A 17,280-nucleotide genomic window follows, 5' to 3' on the forward strand; every position below is an offset into this window, starting at 1 on the left:
GGGGACGCGAACGCCCCGCCCGAGGGGGGCGGGGCGGGATTCGCAGGCGTCAGGCTCACTTCGCCGCCGCGGGGATGCAGTCGGTGCCGGCGGCGATCAGCGCGGCGCAGAACTTGCGCGCCTCGTCGCGCGTCTCGAACCCGGCCACGCGCAGGCGGTAGAACGTGCGCCCGCCGGCCTTGTGCTCCTGCACCAGCGGCGACTTGCCCGAGAACAGGTCGCCGTAGCGGCCCGACACGCGGCTCCATTCGCTTTCGGCGATGGCGCCCGAGTCGAAGGCGCCGATCTGGACCAGCGGCGCGCCGGACTTGACCACGGCCTGGGCGACGGCCGCGGCGGGCGGCTCGGCGGCGTCCGGGGTGGCCGCCTCGGCGCTCGCCGGCCCCTCGGGGGCGACGGCGGCCAGCGGCGCGGCGTCGTTGGCGACCGGCACCTGGCTCGCCGCGGCGATGCGGCGCGGGCGCGGCAGCGGCCGGGTCGGCGTGGTGACCGCCGGGGCGGCCCCGGCCTCGGCCAGCGCGGCGGTGATGGCGGTGTCCTGGGTCGGCAGCCCGGCCACGTCGGTGACGGCGGCCGAGGCGGCGACGCTGTCGGCCTCGAGTGGGGCGACCGCGGGCACGGCGGCCTGCTGTTCGGCGGCGAGGCGCGCGGCCTCGCTGTCCGTGAGGGCGATGGCGGCGGGCGCCGGGGCCTCGACCGCTTCGCTCGTCACGGTGGGGTTCTGGGCGGTGGCGCCGAGTTCGCCCATCGCCACGTCCTGCCCGTCGAGCGCGGTCGGCGCGGGGGCGATCGCCACCTTCTCGGCGGCCTTGGCGTTGCCGCCGCCGGCGACGGTGTTCACCGCCAGCCCGGTGCGGTCGGTCAGCTCGCCGCCCGGCTCGTCGGGGGCGGTGCGGGCCTCGCCCTCGACCGCGCGGATCACCGGGACGCCCGAGACGTCGCGGACGATGAGCTGGTAGCCCCAGACGGCCAGCCCGACCATCAGCCCGACCGAGACGAGCGCGCCGAGGTAATGCGTCAGCCGCGCCACCCGGCCCAGCACGCCCTCGCGGTCCGAGAGCCGCGCGGCGCTGCCGGCGGCGGCGTAGCGGGTGGCGTCCCAGTCGTCGTCGTGCCAGTCGGGGTGCCATTCGGGCGCGGGCTCGCCGTGGCGGGCGCCATGCCAGTGGGTCGCGTGGCCCGGCGCGTCATCGGACAGCTGCCCGTCACGCGCATCCGCGTATCCGCCCGAGCGGAAATCCAGCACCGTCATCGTCGTGTTCCTGCCTGTCCGCCGGGTGGTCCCGGTCGTCGTTCACTGCTCGTGCCCCGACAGGCTGCGCCGTTATCTCGTGCCCCGGTGCTCTGACCGGGGCCCTCAGCGCATTTCCGTCGCCGGAGTCACGCCCAAGATACCCAAGCCCGCCGAAATGACAACGCCGACCGCACGGGCAAGCGCAATTTTCGCGGCTGTTGCAGACGGGTCACCCTCGGTGACGAAGCGCAGCTCAACCTCGTCGTTGCCGCGGTTCCAGAAGCCGTGCAGGTCCGAGGCGAGCTCGTAGAGGAAGAAGGCCACCCGGTGCGGCTCATGCGCGCGGGCCGCGATCTCGACCGTGCGCGGCCACTCGGCGAGCTTGCGCATCAGCGCGAGCTGCGCGGGATGGGTGAGCTGCGACAGGTCCGCGGCGGCGAGCGCCGCGTCCGAGGTGTCCACGCCCATCTCGGCCGCGCGGCGCAGGACCGAGTTGATCCGGGCGCTGGCATACTGGACGTACCACACCGGGTTGTCCTTGGACTGCTCGAGCACCTTGTCGAAGTCGAAGTCGAGCGGTGCGTCGTTCTTGCGGGTCAGCATGTGGAAGCGGGTCACGTCGCGGCCCGCCTGCTCGACCACGTCGCGCAGGGTGACGAAGGTGCCGGCGCGCTTGGACATCTTGAACGGCTCGCCGTTCTTGAACAGCCGCACGAGCTGGATCAGCTTGATGTCGAGCGGCACCCGCCCGTTCGAGAGCGCGTGCACCACCGCCGTCAGCCGCTTGACGTAGCCGCCGTGGTCGGCGCCGAAGACGTTGATGAGTTGGTCGTAGCCGCGGTCGATCTTGTCCCAGTGATAGGCGATGTCGGGGGCGAAATAGGTCCAGGCGCCGTCCGATTTCTTCACCGGCCGGTCCACGTCGTCCCCGAACGCGGTCGAGCGGAACAGCGTCTGCTCGCGCGCCTCCCAGTCCTCGGGCAGCTTGCCCTTGGGGGGCTCGAGCGTGCCCTCGTAGATCAGCCCGGCGCTTTCGAGCCGGGCGATGGCCGCCTCGATCCGGCCGGTGCCGTAGAGCGCCTTTTCCGACGAGAACACGTCCATCTCGACGCCCAGCAGGGCGAGGTCGGCGCGGATCGTCTCCATCATCGCCTCGGTCGCGACCTCGCGCACCTCGGCCAGCCACTCAGCCTCGGGCTTGTCGAGCAGGCTGTCGCCGAACCGCGCCTTGAGCGCCTCGCCCACCGGGATCAGGTAGTCGCCGGGATAGAGCCCCTCGGCGATCTGCGGCTCGAGCCCGTGGGCCTCGCGGTAGCGCTCATAGGCCGAGCGGGCGAGCACGTCGACCTGCGCGCCGCCGTCGTTGACGTAGTATTCGCGCGTGACCTCGTGGCCGGCGAAGCCCAGCAGGCTGGCCAGCGCGTCGCCGAAGACCGCGCCGCGCATGTGGCCGACGTGCATCGGGCCGGTCGGGTTGGCGCTCACGAACTCGATGTTGATCCGCTCGCCCGCGCCCTGCGGCACGCGCCCGAAATCGGCCGGTGCGGCCAGCGCCGCAGCCATCACCTCGCGCCAGAGCGCGGGCGCGAGGCGCAGGTTCAGGAACCCCGGGCCGGCGACCTCGGCGGCCTCGATCCGCGGGTCGGTGCCCAGCCGGGCGGCCAGCGCCTCGGCGATCTCGCGCGGCTTCTTCGCGGCGGGCTTGGCCAGCACCATCGCGGCGTTGGTCGCCATGTCGCCATGCGCCGGATCGCGCGGCGGCTCGACCGCCACGGCGTCGAAGCTGAGCCCAGCGGGCAGCTCGCCCGCGTCGGTCATGGCGGTGAGCGCGTCGAGGACAAGGGCGCGGATGTCGGCGAAGAGGTTCATGGATCACTCGGAATGCAGCTTGACCCTGCGATAGCGAAGCCGCCCCGCCACCGCAACCGCCCGCCACCGCGGGCGGCCCCCGCCGCAGCGGGCCAGCCGCGGGCAGGGCCGTCAGACGTCCAGCGCGTCGGCGTTGTCGTCGGCGGCGCGCTGCAGCCGGGTGTCGTTGGCCGCGGCGCGGATGCGGGCGGCGAGTTCCGGCGGGATCAGCGACACGATCCGAAGCCCGGGCTGGTCGGGGATGCGTTCGGGGTCCGAGACCATCACGATCCGGTCGGCCTCGTCGTCGAGCGTCACCAGCGGGACGGCGCCCGGCCGGGCCGCGCGCCACTCCTCGACCCCGTATTCCTCGGTCAGCCGGGTGGTGCGGAACACCCAGCCCTCGGCCAGCATCTCGTTCAGCCGCGCCAGCGTCAGCCCGCCGCCGAACCCCTGCCCGCGCAGCTGGCTGGGCAGGCTGTGGCGCGGCCGGTCGTCGTTCTCGCGCGCGACCTGCCAGATCACCTCTCGGCCGAAATCGGGCGCGAGGTCGGTCGCCACCAGCGTGTTGTAGGCGTCGTTGTCCGAGGCCGCGACGACGTAAGTGTAGGCGAGGAACTCGACGTTCGTCTCGGCCGCCTCGCCCAGCACGTCGCCGTAATAGGTGGGCACCCCGGCCGTGCGGGCCGAGCGCAGGTGGTCGCGGTTGGGGTCGGTGACGAGCACCTCGACCCCCTCCTTGATCAGCGCCTGGGCGAGGCCGGTGGCGAAGGGCGAGCCGCCGACGATCATCACCCCGGGCGTGTCGCCCGAGGTCAGCCCCAGCCGCCGCGCCAGCGGCCCGAGGGTGAAGCCGTGCAGGATCACCGTGGCCAGCACGAGGCAGAAGGCCAGCGGCGCGACCATCCCGCCGTCGGGCACGCCCTCGGCCACCAGCCGCTCGGCGAAGATCCCCGAGACGGCGACCAGCACCACCCCGCGCGGGCCGGTGAAGGCGATGAGCAGCCGCTCTTTCATCGGCAGGTTGGTGCCGATCAGCGACAGCATCACGGTCGCCGGCCGCACCAGCAGGATCACCGCCGCGATCAGCAGGACCGCGCGCCACGACAGCTGGGTGAGCTGCGAGAACTGGATCCCCGCGGCCAGGATGATGAACACGCCCGAGACGAGCAGCACCGTCGCTTGTTCCTTGAAGCGGTAAAGCTCGGTGTAGGACGGCAGGTTCGCGTTCGCCACGATCAGCCCCATCAGCGTCACCGCCAGCAGCCCGGATTCGTGCAGGATCGAGTCGGCCGCCGTGAAGGCGCCGATGACGGTGACGAACAGCACCGGCACCTTCATGTATTCGGGCACGATGTGGCGGCGGAACGCCTGCACGATGGCCCAGCCGGCGGCGATGCCGATCAGGCAGGCGGCCAGCACGCCCGGCACCACGCGGGCGAGCGCCTGGCCCCAGAAGAGCCCGGCGTTGGCGACCAGCACGATCTGCATGGCCAGCGCCGCGGCGAGCGCGCCGATGGGGTCGTTGACGATCCCCTCCCACTGCAGGACCTGGGCGGGGCGGGTAACGAGCTTGGCCTGCCGCAGAAGCGGCGCGATCACGGTGGGGCCGGTGACGATCATGATCCCGCCGAAGACGAGCGACGCCTTCCAGCTCAGCCCGCCGATCCAGATCAGCGCCAGCGTGGAGAGCAGCCAGCCGAGCGGCGCGCCGACATAGACCAGCCGCCGCACCGCCGGGCGCGCATCCGCGAGGCGGTGGAAGTTGAGGGTCAGCCCGCCCTCGAACAGGATCACCGACACGGCGAGCGACACCATCGGCGCGATCAGCGGGCCGATGTCGCGGGCGGGCACGAGGATGCCCGTGACCGGCCCGAGGAGGAGCCCCGCGGTCAGCATCAGCACGATCGCGGGCATCCGCAGCCGCCACGCCAGCCATTGCGCGCCGACCCCGGCCACGCCGATCACGGCAAAGGCCTCCATCGCGCTCAGTCCCGTCGTCGGTGTCGCCATCCGGCCTGTTTCCCTCTTGCGACGACTCGGCGCCGGAATTGACCTTGTGCCGGTTTTGCGCTAGGGGCCGCAAGCCCGCGTCCGGCGGGCAAGCCGAGGGGCGCATGGATGAGCCGCGTCCCGTGACCGCGCCCGAATGGCGCGTCGGACCGCGACGATACTCAACCGAAAGACCCCGATGACCAAGTTTTCCGATCTCAAGCTCGACCCCAAGGTGCTCAAGGCTGTGGCCGAGGCGGGCTACGAGACCCCTACCCCCATCCAGCTCGGGGCGATTCCCCCGGCGCTCGAGGGGCGCGACGTGCTGGGCATCGCCCAGACCGGGACCGGCAAGACCGCGTCCTTCACCCTGCCGATGATCACCCTGCTCGGCCGTGGCCGCGCCCGCGCGCGGATGCCGCGCAGCCTGGTGCTGTGCCCGACGCGCGAACTCGCCGCCCAGGTGGCCGAGAACTTCGACACCTACGCCAGCCACACGCGGCTGACCAAGGCGCTGCTGATCGGCGGCGTCTCGTTCGGCGAGCAGGACAAGCTGATCGACCGCGGCGTGGACGTGCTGATCGCCACCCCCGGCCGCCTGCTCGACCATTTCGAGCGCGGCAAGCTGCTGCTCACCGGCGTGCAGATCATGGTCGTGGACGAGGCCGACCGGATGCTCGACATGGGGTTCATCCCTGACATCGAGCGGATCTTCCAGCTCACCCCGGCGCTGACCCGGCAGACGCTGTTCTTCTCGGCCACCATGGCGCCCGAGATCGAGCGGATCACCAACACCTTCCTGAACGCCCCGGTGCGGATCGAGGTCGCGCGCCAGGCCACCACCAGCGAGACGATCACCCAGAAGCTCGTCGAGCTGACGCCCACCCGCAAGGACCAGAGCGCCAAGCAGAAGCGCGAGCTGCTGCGGGCGCTGATCGACGCCGAGGGCGAGGGGCTGAAGAACGCGATCATCTTCTGCAACCGCAAGACCGAGGTCGACGTGGTGGCGAAGTCGCTCAAGAAGCACGGCTATGACGCGGCGCCGATCCACGGCGACCTGGACCAGCGGGTGCGGATGGCGACGCTGGACGGGTTCCGCGACGGCACGCTGCGGTTCCTCGTGGCCTCGGACGTCGCGGCGCGCGGGCTCGACATCCCGGCGGTGAGCCATGTGGTGAACTTCGACCTGCCGAGCCACGCCGAGGATTACGTCCACCGCATCGGCCGCACCGGCCGGGCCGGGCGGCTCGGGACCGCGATCTCGATCGCGACGCCGGCGGACGAGAAGTATCTGGCCGCGATCGAGAACCTGGTGAAGCAGTCCCTGCCCCGGGCCGAGAAGCCCGAGGGGTTCAGCCTGTCCGAGGCGGCGCAATCCGCCCCCCGCGAGCGGAGCGAGCGCGAGCGCGGCCCCCGCGCCGGCAGCCGGGTCCGCACCCGCGGCCGGCGCAGCGAGGCGGCCGCGAAGCCCGCGGCCGAGGTCGAGGCGCTGCCCGAGGCCATCGAGGTCGCGGCGAGCCCCGAGCCGCGCCGTGACGAACGCCGCGATGAGCGCGCCAGCGACGACCGCCGTGGCGACGACCGCCGCACGGAGGACCGCCGCACGGACGAGCGCCGTGGCGAGGATCGGGGCGAGCGCCGCTCGGGCGAGCGCGGCGAACGTAACGGCGACCGCCGCAACGACCGCGCGGCGGACCGCAACGGCGACCGCCGCGAGGATCGCAACGGCGACCGCCGCGACGAGCGTCGGGACGAGCGCAAGGATGATCGGCGCGACGACCGGCGCGAGCGTTACCGCGACCGCGACCGCGGCCCGGCGGTGCTGGGCATGGGCGATCACGTCCCCGAGTTCCTGACCACCAGCTTCGCCGAGGCCATCGCCATCACCGACGCCCGCTCGGCCGCCTCGGCGCGCGCCGAAGCCGCAGGCGCCGAGCGGACCGGCGACGACACCCGCAGCGAGGCCCAGCCCGCCGAGCGCCCGGCCCGGTCCGAGGGCGACGAGGCCGCGCCCCGCAGCCGCTCGCGCCGCGGTCGCGGACGTGGTCGGGGCAGCGACGCCGCGTCCGACTCCAACCGCGAGGCCGAGGGCGCTGCCGAGGCGCCGGTCCACGAGACCAGCCCCGAGGCGACGCCCGCTGAGGTGACCGCCGAGGCGACGGTCGAAGCCGTCACCGAAACCCCCGCGCCCGAGGCTGCCGACGCCGCGCCGGAGGCACCGGCCAAGCCGCGCCGCACCCGCACGCGCCGCAAGCCCGCCGCCGAGCTGCCGGAAGAGCGCGAGGCCCGCGAGGCCGAGGCGACCCCGGCGGAGACCGCCGAGCCTGCGCCCGTGACCGCCGACCCCGCTCCCGACGCGCTGCCCGAGGAACGCGCCGCGCAAGAGGGCGAGACCGACGGCAGCACCGAGACCGGCGCCGAAGCGGACGCCGAGGCTGACGCGAAGCCCGCGCCGAAGCCCCGCAAGCCGCGCGCCCCGCACAAGCCGCGGGCGACCAAGGCCAAGGCCGACGCTTCCGACGACGCCGCGCCCGCCGCCGCGCCGGTGGCCGAGGCCACCTCGGGGACCGTCGCCGGCGCGGAGTGATCCGCGCCGCCCGGACCCGGCCATGAGCGGCCGCCCGCACGACCCGAGGCCCCTGCCCCCCGCCCCGCGGGCGCGCGGGGTTTTGCCCTCCCGCCCCCTGCCCGCGCCCGCGCGGCTCGCGCTCGACGTCGGTCTGGGGGTGGCGGCGGCGCTGGGACAAGCGCCGTGGGGCCTGTGGCCGGTCACGCTGATCGCACTCGCCGCGCTGCTCTGGCGGATCGGCGGCGCCCCCTCGGCCCGCGCGGCGTTCCTGCGGGCGCTGGCGGGCGGCGCGGGGCATTTCGCCCTCGCGCTCTTCTGGATCACCCAGCCCTTCCTCGTCGAGGCCGAGATCTACGGCTGGATGGCGCCCTTCGCGCTGGTGCTGATGGCGCTTGGCGGCGGGCTGTTCTGGGCCATCCCGGCTGCGGCGCTGCACCCGCTCGGTCACGACCGGCGGACGCGGGCGCTGGCTCTGGCGCTGGGGCTGGTCCTCTCGGACTGGCTGCGCGGCTGGATCTTCACCGGCTTTCCCTGGGCGCTCAGCGGCCACATCTGGATCGACACCCCCGCGGGCCAGCTCGCGGCCTGGGGCGGTGCGCTGGGTCTGTCGGCGCTGACGCTCGCCGCTGCAGCGCTGCCTGCCTGGGGCTGGACGCCCGCCCGTCCCCGCTGGCGGGCCTGGGTGCGCGGTACGACGCTCGCCGCGATGCTGGTCGCCGCGGCTTGGGTTGCCGGGCTCGCGCGGCTCGCGCAGCCGCTGCCGCCCGACCACTCCGCGGTGATCCGGCTCGTCCAGCCCAACGCCGACCAGACGCTGAAATGGACCCCCGAATGGGCGCCGGTGTTCTACGCCCGGCTGCTCGAGCTCAGCGCCCTGCCCGTCGATCCGCGCCTGGGCGGCGGTCGCCCCGCGGCGGTGGTCTGGCCCGAAACCTCGGTTCCGTTCCTTCTGAACGAGGCGGACCCCTTCCTGCCCGAGATCGCCGCCGCCGCCGGCGCCCCGGTCCTCGCCGGCATCCAGCGCGGCGACGGGGCTCGCTGGTACAACAGCCTCGCCGAGTTCACCGCCGAAGGCAGCATCGGCCCGGTCTACGACAAGTTCCACCTCGTCCCCTTCGGCGAATACATCCCCTGGGGCGACGCGCTGGCGCGCTTCGGCGTCTCGGCCTTCGCCGCGCAGGCGGGCAACGGCTATGCGCGCGGAACGGGGCCGACGGTGCTGACCCTCGCCGGTCTGCCGCCGGTGCAGCCGATGATCTGCTACGAGACGATCTTCGAGCGCGACCTCGCCCGCCCGCCACGGTGGGCGGGTGAGCGGCCCGCGTGGCTCTTGCAGGTGACGAACGACGCCTGGTTCGGCAGCTGGTCGGGCCCCTACCAGCATCTCGCGCAAGCGAGGCTGCGCGCCATCCAGACCGGGCTGCCGCTGCTGCGCGCGGCCAACACCGGCGTCTCGGCGGTGATCGATGCACAGGGGCGGGTGCGCGACCGGCTGGCGCTGAACGGGGCCGGCGTGCTCGACGCGCGCCTGCCGGGGGCGCTGCCCCCGACGCTCTGGTGGCGCTGGGGCGACGCGCCGCTGCTGGCGCTGCTGGGGCTGGCGCTCGCGGGGCTCATCGCCCGCCGTCCGCGGCGGGCCCGCAGCGGCCGTTGACGCCGCCGCGCGGTTGGCGTAGCTGCGGGCTTCGGCCCCCACAACGGCTTCCTGGCGTGGCGCGGCCCTGACCCAATGGAGCAATCATGTCCCGTCAGAATTATGTCTTCACCTCGGAGTCCGTCTCCGAGGGGCACCCCGACAAATTGTGCGACCAGATCTCGGACGCCGTCCTCGACGCGCTCTTGACCGAGGAAGAGCAGGCCCGGGTGGCATGCGAGGCCTTTGCCACCTCAGGCATGGTGGTCATCGGCGGTGAAATCGGGCTGCGGGACAAGGCCCGGCTCACCTCGATGATGGGCCGCATCCCCGAAATCGCCCGCGGGGTGATCAAGGACATTGGCTACGAGCAGGAGAAGTTCCACTGGAACACCTGCCACGTCCTGAACTTCCTGCACCAGCAGTCGGCGCATATCGCACAGGGCGTGGACAAGGACGGCGCCGGCGACCAGGGGATCATGTTCGGCTATGCCGTGGACGAGACGCCCGAGTTGATGCCGGCGCCGATCCAGTATGCCCACGCGATCCTGCGCCGCCTGGCCGAGGCGCGGAAGTCGGGTGAGCAGCCGACGCTCGGTCCCGACGCCAAGTCGCAGCTGTCGGTGCGCTACGAAAACGGCAAGCCGGTGGGCGTGACCCAGATCGTCGTCAGCCACCAGCACCACGACGAGTTCCAGACCTCGGACGACATCCGCGCCATCGTCGAGCCCTATGTCCGCGAGGTCCTGCCCGAAGGCTGGCTGACCGAAGAGACGGTGTGGCACGTCAACCCGACCGGCAAGTTCGTGATCGGCGGGCCGGACGGGGACGCCGGGCTGACCGGGCGCAAGATCATCGTGGACACCTACGGCGGCGCGGCCCCGCATGGCGGCGGGGCGTTCTCGGGCAAGGACGCGACCAAGGTGGACCGCTCGGCGGCCTATGCGGCGCGCTATCTGGCCAAGAACGTGGTTGCGGCGGGGCTGGCGAAGCGCTGCGTGATCCAGCTGTCCTATGCGATCGGCGTGGCCGAGCCGCTGTCGATCTATGCCGACACCTTCGGCACCGGCGAGATCCCGAATGCCGAGATCGAGCGCGCGGTGCGGGCGGTGATGGACCTCAAGCCCACGGGCATCCGCGACCACCTGAACCTGAACCGCCCGATCTACCGCCGCACCGCCGCCTACGGCCACTTCGGCCGCGCGCCCGAGGCGGACGGCGGCTTCAGCTGGGAACGCACGGACCTGGTCGAGGCGCTGAAGGGCGCGGTCTGACCTTTCAGCGATTGGGAAATGATGCGCCCGCCGGTCCCATCCGGCGGGCGTTTTCTCTGTCACCCGCCTGTCGCAAATAGCATGACAATATCGCCGCGTCGGCTATGATTGACATGATCCTTCACGACGGCGTTCCTTCATGCAATGGCATCCCGATCCCCAGCGGCTGGCCCGTCCTGTCTACCTTTCGCTGGCAGAGCAGTTCACCCAGGCCATCCAGACGGGGCGGCTGGGTGCGGGAACACGGCTGCCGCCGCAGCGCGCGCTGGCGGACCGGCTCGGCGTTTCGCTGCAGACCGTGTCGCGCGCCTATGATGAGCTGGGCCGCCGCGGCATGATCGCGGGCGAGGTCGGGCGCGGCACCTTCGTGCTGCCGCAGTCGGCCGAGGCGCCCGCGCCCTATCTGAACCGGCGGACCGGCGGGGTGGTGGATCTGTCGATCCTCAAGCCCGTTACCGACGCGCTGCATCTTCAGAAGATGCGTGAGGGGCTGGCCTGGCTGGCCGAGAACCTGCCGCCGCAGGCGGCGCTGTCGTTCCGGCCGACCTCGGTGATGCCTGAGCATCTCAAGACCGCCGCCGCGTGGCTGGCGCGTGGCGGGATCGACGTCGCGCCCGAGCAGATCGTGATCACCGATGGCGCGACGCCGGCGATCACCACGGCGGTGATGACGGCCGTGCCGCCCGGCGGGACGCTCGCCGCGGCCGAGCTGACCCACCACCTGCTGCAACCCCTGACCCGCTATCTCGGCCTGCACCTCGAGCCACTGCCGCTGGACGACCACGGGATCGTGCCGGCCGCGCTCGAGCAGGCGGCCCGGACCAAGGGGCTGTCGGCGCTCTACCTGCAGCCCGCGGCCATCAACCCGCGGGGCGTGCTGTCGCCGGCCGACCGGCGGGCCGAGATCGTGGCCATCGCCCGGCGCCACAACCTCGCGCTGATCGAGAACGACATCCTGAACCAGCTTCTGACCGACCGCCCGACGCCCTACGCGGCGCTGGCGCCTGAGCGGGTGCTGCACATCAACGGCTTCACCAAGATCAGCCTGCCGGGGCTGCGGGTGGCCTATCTGACGCTGCCCGAGCGGCTCGCGCGCGCAGCCGCCAACCGCCACCTCGTGACGAACTGGATGGCGACGCCGATCATGGTCGAGCTACTCGGCCGCTGGATCGCCGACGGGACCATGACCGGGCTGATCGGCTGGCAGCGCCAGGCGCTGGCCGAACGGCACGCCATCGCCCGCGCGGTGCTGCCGGAGGGCCTGTGCCGGTCCCACGCCCAGGCGCTGCACCTCTGGCTCGAGCTGCCGGCCGGCATCCGGGAGGAGGAGTTCGTCGCCATGGCGCACCGGCGCGGCGTCGCGGTTGCCTCGAGCCAGTCGTTCCGCATCGGCGGGCAGCCCGGACCGGGGGCGTTGCGCATCGCACTGGGTCCGCCGAGCCGCGACGATCTGAGCCGCGGCCTCGCCACCGTGGCCGAGCTGCTCGCCGAGTCGGACGAGCCGATCCTGCCGCTGGTCTGACGACCCGGCTCATATTGTCATGCTACAATATTGTCGATTGACATGATTTGAGGTGGCGCCGATGCTGGGCCGAACTTTGGTGCGGGGGCCATGGACCAGCCAGTCATCCGGGTCGAGAATCTCAGAAAGTCGTTCGGCGCGCTGACCGTCATCGACGGCTTGTCGTTCGACGTGGCGCGCGGCGAGAAACTGGCGCTGATCGGGCCATCCGGATCTGGGAAGACGACCATCCTGCGCATCCTCATGACGCTCGAAACGATCTCGGGCGGGCGCATCGAGATCTGCGGTGAGCCGCTGTTCCACATGCGCCGGGGCGGGGCCGAGGTGCCCGCCGACGAGGCCCATCTGCACAGGATGCGCCGCCATATCGGCATGGTCTTCCAGCACTTCAACCTGTTCCCGCACAAGTCGGTGCTCGACAACATCACCCTCGCCCCGATCCTGACCAAGGGCGAGACGCGCCCGGCCGCCGAGGCGCGCGCCCGCGAGCTGCTCGAGATGGTCGGGCTGTCGGACAAGGCATCGGCGATGCCGGCGCAGCTGTCGGGCGGACAGAAGCAGCGCGTGGCGATCGCCCGTGCGCTGGCGCTCAACCCGCAGATCATGCTCTTCGACGAGGTCACCTCGGCCCTCGACCCCGAGCTGGTCGAGGAGGTGCTCGAGGTGATGAAGCGGCTCGCCGCCGAGACCGACATGACCATGCTGCTCGTGACCCACGAGATGGGCTTCGCGCGCGAGTTCGCCGACCGGGTGCTGTTCTTCGACGGCGGCCGGATCTGCGAGCAGGGCCCGCCCGAGCAGCTTTTCACCAATCCCACGCAGGAGCGCACCAGAACCTTCCTGCGCAAGATCATCGCCGCGGGTCACCGCGTGTGATGCCCCCCAACAGGAGAGAGATGCGACCATGAAAGCCAGTATCCTCGCGGCGTTCGCCATCGCCGTCCCGGTCCTTGCGGCGCCGACGCTCGCCGCGGCCGACAAGCTCGACGACCTGAAATCGGCCGGCAAGGTCACGATCGCCATCGGCAATGAGCCGCCCTTCACCGCCATCGCCCCCGATGGCGCCGTCTCGGGCGCGGCGCCTGACGTGGCCCGCGCGGTGTTCCAGAAACTCGGCGTCGATTCGCTCGGCGCGCAGGTGATCGAGTACGGCGCAATGATCCCGAGCCTGCAGGCGGGCCGCGTGGACGCCATCGCCGCCGGGCTGTTCATGAAGCCCGAGCGCTGCGCCGCGGTCGCCTATTCCGAGCCCGTGCTCTGCGACGCCGAGGCGATGCTGGTCGCCAAGGGCAACCCCAAGGGCTTCAAGTCCTACGCCGACATCGCCGCGGCCGACGGCGCCCGCATCGGCGCGCCCGGCGGCGGCACCGAGGAGAAGCTGGCGCTCGAGGCGGGCGTGCCGCGAGACCGGGTAATCGTGGTGCCGGACCCGCAGTCGGGGCTGAAGATGCTGCAGGACGGCCGGCTTGACGCCTATTCGCTGCCGGTGCTGTCGATGAGCGACCTGATGAAGAAAGGCGGCGAGGGCAGCGTCGACCTGATCGCGCCGGTCGAGGGGGCGCCGGTCTCGTGCGACGGCGTGGCGTTCAACCGCAACGACGCCGCCCTGCGCGACGCCTTCGACGTCGAGCTGGCGAAGCTGAAGGAGTCGGGCGAGTTCGCGAAGATCGTCGAGCCCTACGGCTTCTCGGCCCAGGCCGCGCTGTCGACGACCCGCGACAAGCAGTGCGCCGCGCCGCAGTGACGCGCGCGCCCGGGCCGTGGCGCTGACGGTCCGGGGCCAGCGGGGCGTCCCCGCCCCCACCGGCCACGGGGCAAGTGCGCCCCCGGCCCCGATCCCCGCCCGATGGGCCGCGGCTGACCCGTGGCCCCGGGTGACCCCTTGGCTTCCAACAGGCGGACCGTATCCCCATGGGCGACTGGGCAGGCTATCTGACGCTGATCCTCGACGGCGCCTGGGTCACGGTCAGGCTGACCGTGATGGGCGCCGCGGTGGCGCTGGTGTTCGCCTTCCTCGCCGGCCTGGGCCGCCTGTCCCGGCACGCCGCCGTCCGCTGGCTCGCCACCGCCTACATCGAGTTCTTCCGCGGCACCTCGATCTTCGTCCAGCTGTTCTGGATCTACTTCGTGCTGCCGCTGACTGGCGTCACCTTGACCCCGATGCAGGCGGGGGTGATGGCCCTCGGGCTGAACGTCGGGGCCTACGGGGCCGAGGTGGTGCGCGGCGCGATCCTGTCAGTCCCGCGCGACCAGTATGAGGCGACGACGGCCCTCAACCTCACGCGCTGGCAGCGGATGCGGCACGTCATCCTGCCCCAGGCGCTGCCGCTGATGGTGCCGACCTTCGGCAACAACGCCATCGAGCTGCTCAAGGCGACCTCGGTCGTGTCGCTCATCTCGCTCTCGGACATGACCTTCCAGGCCCAGGTCGTGCGCTCGCAGACCGGCAACACGCTGATCCCCTTCGTGACCGTGCTGGTGATCTATTTCGCGCTCTCGATGACGATCGCCGCGGCCGTGGGCGCGCTCGAGCGGCGTCACCCGCGGGCTGGACGGGGTGCGCTGATGGATTGGGACTGGTCCTTCGCATGGTCGATCATGCCCCAGCTTCTCGCCGGGGTCCGCATCACCATCCTCGCCACGATCCTCGGCGCGGCGGTGGCGGCGGTGCTGGGGCTGGTCTTCGCGATCCTGCGCCGTTCGCCGAACCGCTGGATCGCCCGGCCCACCGCCTTCGTCGTGCAGTTCATCCGGGGCACGCCGCTGCTGGTGCAGCTCTATTTCATCTTCTACGTGCTGCCCGACATCGGCATCCGCCTGCCCGCGCTGGCTGCGGGCGTGCTGGGCATGGGGCTGCACTATGCGACCTATGCGGCCGAGGTCTATCGCGGCGGCATCGAGGCCGTCCCCCGCGGCCAGTGGGAGGCCGCCCGCGCCACAAACCTGACCGCCCGCCAGACCTGGGTCCACGTCATCCTGCCGCAGGCGCTGCCGCCGATGATCCCGGCGATGGCCAACTATCTGCTGGCGATGTTCAAGGAAACGCCGCTGCTGTCGGCGATCACCGTGCTGGAACTGATGAACCAGGCGCGCTCGGCCGCCAACTTCTCGTATCGCTATGTCGAGCCGATGACGCTGGTGGGGGTGTTCTTCCTCGTCATCAGCCTGATCTCGGTGGCGATCCTGCGCTGGCTCGAGCGCCGCTATGCGAGGCGCGCATGAGCGGCGCGGGGTTGGGCGGGGGCGTGACGCTCGACGACCGGCCGATGCGGGCCCGGGTGGGGCTGGTGGTGCTGGCCACCGACCACACGACCGAGCCGGATTATGCCCGCATCGTCGCCCCGCAGGGGATCGGCGTCTATGCCACCCGCATCCCCTTTGCGAACCCCGTCACGGCAGAAAGCCTTGCCGCGATGGCCCCCGATATCACCGCCGCCGCGGCGCTGATCCTGCCGGGCGAGGCGCTTGACGCGGTGGTCTATTCCTGCACCTCGGCCTCGGTCGGGATCGGGGACGCCGCGGTGCGGGCGGCGCTTGGCGCGGGCAAGCCGGGGGCGCGGGCGATCACCCCGATTTCGGCCGCCTTTGCGGCCTTCGACGCCCTCGGCGCCCGGCGAGTGAGCCTGCTCACCCCCTATGACGACGACACGACGGCGGCGATGGCGGGCTGCCTCGAGGCCGGGGGCGTCTCTCTCGACGCCGTCACCGGCCTTGGTCTGACCGACGACCGCGACATGGCCCGGCTGAGCCGCGCGACCCTCGTCGAGGCCGCCGCCCGCGCCACCGCACCCGGGTCCGCGGCCCTGTTCGTCGCCTGCACCGCGGTCCGCGCCGCGGCGTGGGTCGAGGCGCTCGAGGCCTCTGCGGGCGTCCCGGTCGTCACCGCCAACCTCGCCACCGCCTGGGCCGCGCTGCGGCTCTGCGGCCACGCAGGCGCGGCCGCCCCGGGGCGGCTGATGACCCTGCCCCTCAACGACACCTACCCGACAACGCCCTGACCGCGCCCCAACCCCAGGTGCCCCATGCCCGACATCCCGCTGAACTTCTCCCGTGCCGAATACGCCGCCCGCCTCGACAAGACTCGCCGCGCGATGGAGTCGGCCGGGGTCGAGCTGCTGGTCGTCACCGACCCCTCGAACATGAACTGGCTGACCGGCTATGACGGCTGGTCCTTCTACGTCCCGCAATGCGTGATCGTCCCCCCGCACGGCGAGCCGCTGTTCTTCGGCCGGGGCATGGACGCGGTCGGCGCGCGCTTCACCGCCTGGATCGGTGAGGAGTCGATCATCGGCTATCCCGACGACTACGTGATGAACCCCGCCAAGCACCCGATGGAGCTCTTGGCGCAGATCCTGACCGACCGCGGCTGGGGGCGGCCCAGGGTCGGGGTCGAGATGGACAACTACTGGTACACCGCGCGCAGCCATGCGGCGCTGGCGGCCGGGCTGCCGGACGCGCGGCTGAGCGACACGACCGGCCTCGTGAACTGGCAGCGGGCGGTCAAGTCGCCCACCGAACTCGACTACATGCGCAAGGCCGGCGAGATAGTCACCGCGATGCACGCCCGCATCCTCGAGGTGGTGGCGCCGGGCATCCGCAAGAACGACCTCGTGGCCGAGATCATGGCCACCGGCGTCCGCGGCGTCCCCGGAGCGGGCGGCGACTACCCGGCCATCGTGCCGCTGCTGCCCTCGGGGCGCGAGGCGGCGGCGGCCCACCTGACCTGGGACGACCGGCCGATGCGCGCAGGCGAAGGCACCTTCTTCGAGATCGCCGGCTGCCATCACCGCTATCACTGCCCGCTGTCGCGCACCGTGTTCCTCGGCAAGCCGCCGCAGGTCTTCGTCGAGGGCGAAAAGGCCGTGCTCGAGGGGATGGAGGCCGGGCTCGAGGCCGCCCGCGCCGGCAACACCTGCGAGGAGTTCGCCGGGGCCTTCTACGCCGTCCTGAAGAAGCATGGCATCACCAAGGACGGCCGCACCGGCTATCCGATCGGGGTCAGCTATCCGCCCGACTGGGGCGAGCGCACGATGTCGCTGCGCCCCGGCGACCGGACCGTGCTGGAACCCGGCATGACCTTCCACTTCATGACCGGGCTCTGGTCGGACGACATGGGGCTTGAGATCACCGAGAGCCTGGTGATCACCGAGGGCGCGCCCGAGCTGCTGGCCAACGTCCCGCGCCAGCTCTTCGTCAAGGACTAGGGCG

General features: G+C 72.1%; 11 protein-coding genes, 1 pseudogene and 1 riboswitch. Of the genes and pseudogenes, 9 read left to right on the top strand and 3 right to left on the bottom strand.

Translation table 11 applies throughout. The features are described from left to right. Positions 1-55: 55 nt before the first annotated feature. The 3 genes from BLW17_RS12250 to BLW17_RS12260 all read right to left on the bottom strand — a co-directional run bounded on the left by BLW17_RS12250 (position 56) and on the right by BLW17_RS12260 (position 5,095). Positions 56-1,252, bottom strand: a complete 1,197-nt coding sequence (locus BLW17_RS12250) for an SPOR domain-containing protein (RefSeq protein ID WP_036734368.1) — start codon at positions 1,250-1,252, stop codon at positions 56-58. Positions 1,253-1,357: 105 nt separating this feature from the next. After that, complete coding sequence (argS, locus tag BLW17_RS12255) at positions 1,358-3,103, bottom strand: arginine--tRNA ligase (RefSeq protein ID WP_036734365.1); 1,746 nt, start codon at positions 3,101-3,103, stop codon at positions 1,358-1,360. 111 nt (positions 3,104-3,214) lie between these two features. Beyond that, positions 3,215-5,095 carry a cation:proton antiporter gene (locus tag BLW17_RS12260; RefSeq protein ID WP_081969162.1) on the bottom strand — a complete coding sequence of 627 codons (1,881 nt, stop codon included), beginning with the start codon at positions 5,093-5,095 and terminating at the stop codon, positions 3,215-3,217. 178 nt (positions 5,096-5,273) lie between these two features. Between BLW17_RS12260 and BLW17_RS18650 the strand changes: the two are divergent. The 9 genes and pseudogenes from BLW17_RS18650 to doeA all read left to right on the top strand — a co-directional run. Next, positions 5,274-6,941, top strand: a pseudogene (locus BLW17_RS18650) (DEAD/DEAH box helicase); the annotation flags it as partial. 742 nt (positions 6,942-7,683) lie between these two features. Next, on the top strand, positions 7,684-9,297 hold the full coding sequence (gene lnt, locus BLW17_RS12270) for an apolipoprotein N-acyltransferase (protein WP_083388370.1): 1,614 nt from the start codon (positions 7,684-7,686) through the stop codon (positions 9,295-9,297). Between the two features lie 32 nt (positions 9,298-9,329). Further along, a riboswitch (SAM-SAH riboswitch) is annotated at positions 9,330-9,380 on the top strand. Positions 9,381-9,383: 3 nt separating this feature from the next. Further along, the gene (gene metK, locus BLW17_RS12275; protein WP_036736412.1) at positions 9,384-10,550 is read left to right on the top strand and encodes a methionine adenosyltransferase; all 1,167 of its coding nucleotides are present in this window, start codon (positions 9,384-9,386) and stop codon (positions 10,548-10,550) included. A gap of 139 nt (positions 10,551-10,689) precedes the next feature. Next, a complete protein-coding gene (gene ehuR / locus BLW17_RS12280) occupies positions 10,690-12,072 on the top strand; it encodes a MocR-like ectoine utilization transcription factor EhuR (protein ID WP_036703566.1) in 1,383 nt (460 codons plus the stop codon). Between the two features lie 90 nt (positions 12,073-12,162). Continuing rightward, positions 12,163-12,948, top strand: a complete 786-nt coding sequence (gene ehuA, locus BLW17_RS12285) for an ectoine/hydroxyectoine ABC transporter ATP-binding protein EhuA (protein ID WP_036703565.1) — start codon at positions 12,163-12,165, stop codon at positions 12,946-12,948. A gap of 28 nt (positions 12,949-12,976) precedes the next feature. Beyond that, positions 12,977-13,816 carry an ectoine/hydroxyectoine ABC transporter substrate-binding protein EhuB gene (gene ehuB / locus BLW17_RS12290; RefSeq protein WP_052176636.1) on the top strand — a complete coding sequence of 280 codons (840 nt, stop codon included), beginning with the start codon at positions 12,977-12,979 and terminating at the stop codon, positions 13,814-13,816. 167 nt (positions 13,817-13,983) lie between these two features. Next, positions 13,984-15,294: an ectoine/hydroxyectoine ABC transporter permease subunit EhuD gene (ehuD, locus tag BLW17_RS18655; RefSeq protein ID WP_231572829.1), complete on the top strand. Its 1,311-nt coding sequence runs from the start codon at positions 13,984-13,986 to the stop codon at positions 15,292-15,294. Continuing rightward, positions 15,291-16,070: an aspartate racemase/maleate isomerase family protein gene (locus tag BLW17_RS12305; RefSeq protein WP_052176557.1), complete on the top strand. Its 780-nt coding sequence runs from the start codon at positions 15,291-15,293 to the stop codon at positions 16,068-16,070. The genes ehuD and BLW17_RS12305 overlap by 4 nt, the downstream gene beginning before the upstream one ends. Positions 16,071-16,094: 24 nt before the next feature. Then, positions 16,095-17,276: an ectoine hydrolase DoeA gene (doeA, locus tag BLW17_RS12310; protein ID WP_036735592.1), complete on the top strand. Its 1,182-nt coding sequence runs from the start codon at positions 16,095-16,097 to the stop codon at positions 17,274-17,276. The last annotated feature ends 4 nt before the right edge of the window (positions 17,277-17,280 follow it).

This window comes from Paracoccus sanguinis, assembly GCF_900106665.1.
Lineage (GTDB): Bacteria > Pseudomonadota > Alphaproteobacteria > Rhodobacterales > Rhodobacteraceae > Paracoccus > Paracoccus panacisoli.

Excerpts from the sequence above, each read along its gene's own strand:
- BLW17_RS12250 (WP_036734368.1), bottom strand. The coding sequence starts at position 1,252 with ATGACGGTGCTGGATTTCCGCTCGGGCGGATACGCGGATGCGCGTGAC.
- argS (WP_036734365.1), bottom strand. The coding sequence starts at position 3,103 with ATGAACCTCTTCGCCGACATCCGCGCCCTTGTCCTCGACGCGCTCACC.
- BLW17_RS12260 (WP_081969162.1), bottom strand. The coding sequence starts at position 5,095 with ATGGCGACACCGACGACGGGACTGAGCGCGATGGAGGCCTTTGCCGTG.
- lnt (WP_083388370.1), top strand. The coding sequence starts at position 7,684 with ATGAGCGGCCGCCCGCACGACCCGAGGCCCCTGCCCCCCGCCCCGCGG.
- metK (WP_036736412.1), top strand. The coding sequence starts at position 9,384 with ATGTCCCGTCAGAATTATGTCTTCACCTCGGAGTCCGTCTCCGAGGGG.
- ehuR (WP_036703566.1), top strand. The coding sequence starts at position 10,690 with ATGCAATGGCATCCCGATCCCCAGCGGCTGGCCCGTCCTGTCTACCTT.
- ehuA (WP_036703565.1), top strand. The coding sequence starts at position 12,163 with ATGGACCAGCCAGTCATCCGGGTCGAGAATCTCAGAAAGTCGTTCGGC.
- ehuB (WP_052176636.1), top strand. The coding sequence starts at position 12,977 with ATGAAAGCCAGTATCCTCGCGGCGTTCGCCATCGCCGTCCCGGTCCTT.
- ehuD (WP_231572829.1), top strand. The coding sequence starts at position 13,984 with ATGGGCGACTGGGCAGGCTATCTGACGCTGATCCTCGACGGCGCCTGG.
- BLW17_RS12305 (WP_052176557.1), top strand. The coding sequence starts at position 15,291 with ATGAGCGGCGCGGGGTTGGGCGGGGGCGTGACGCTCGACGACCGGCCG.
- doeA (WP_036735592.1), top strand. The coding sequence starts at position 16,095 with ATGCCCGACATCCCGCTGAACTTCTCCCGTGCCGAATACGCCGCCCGC.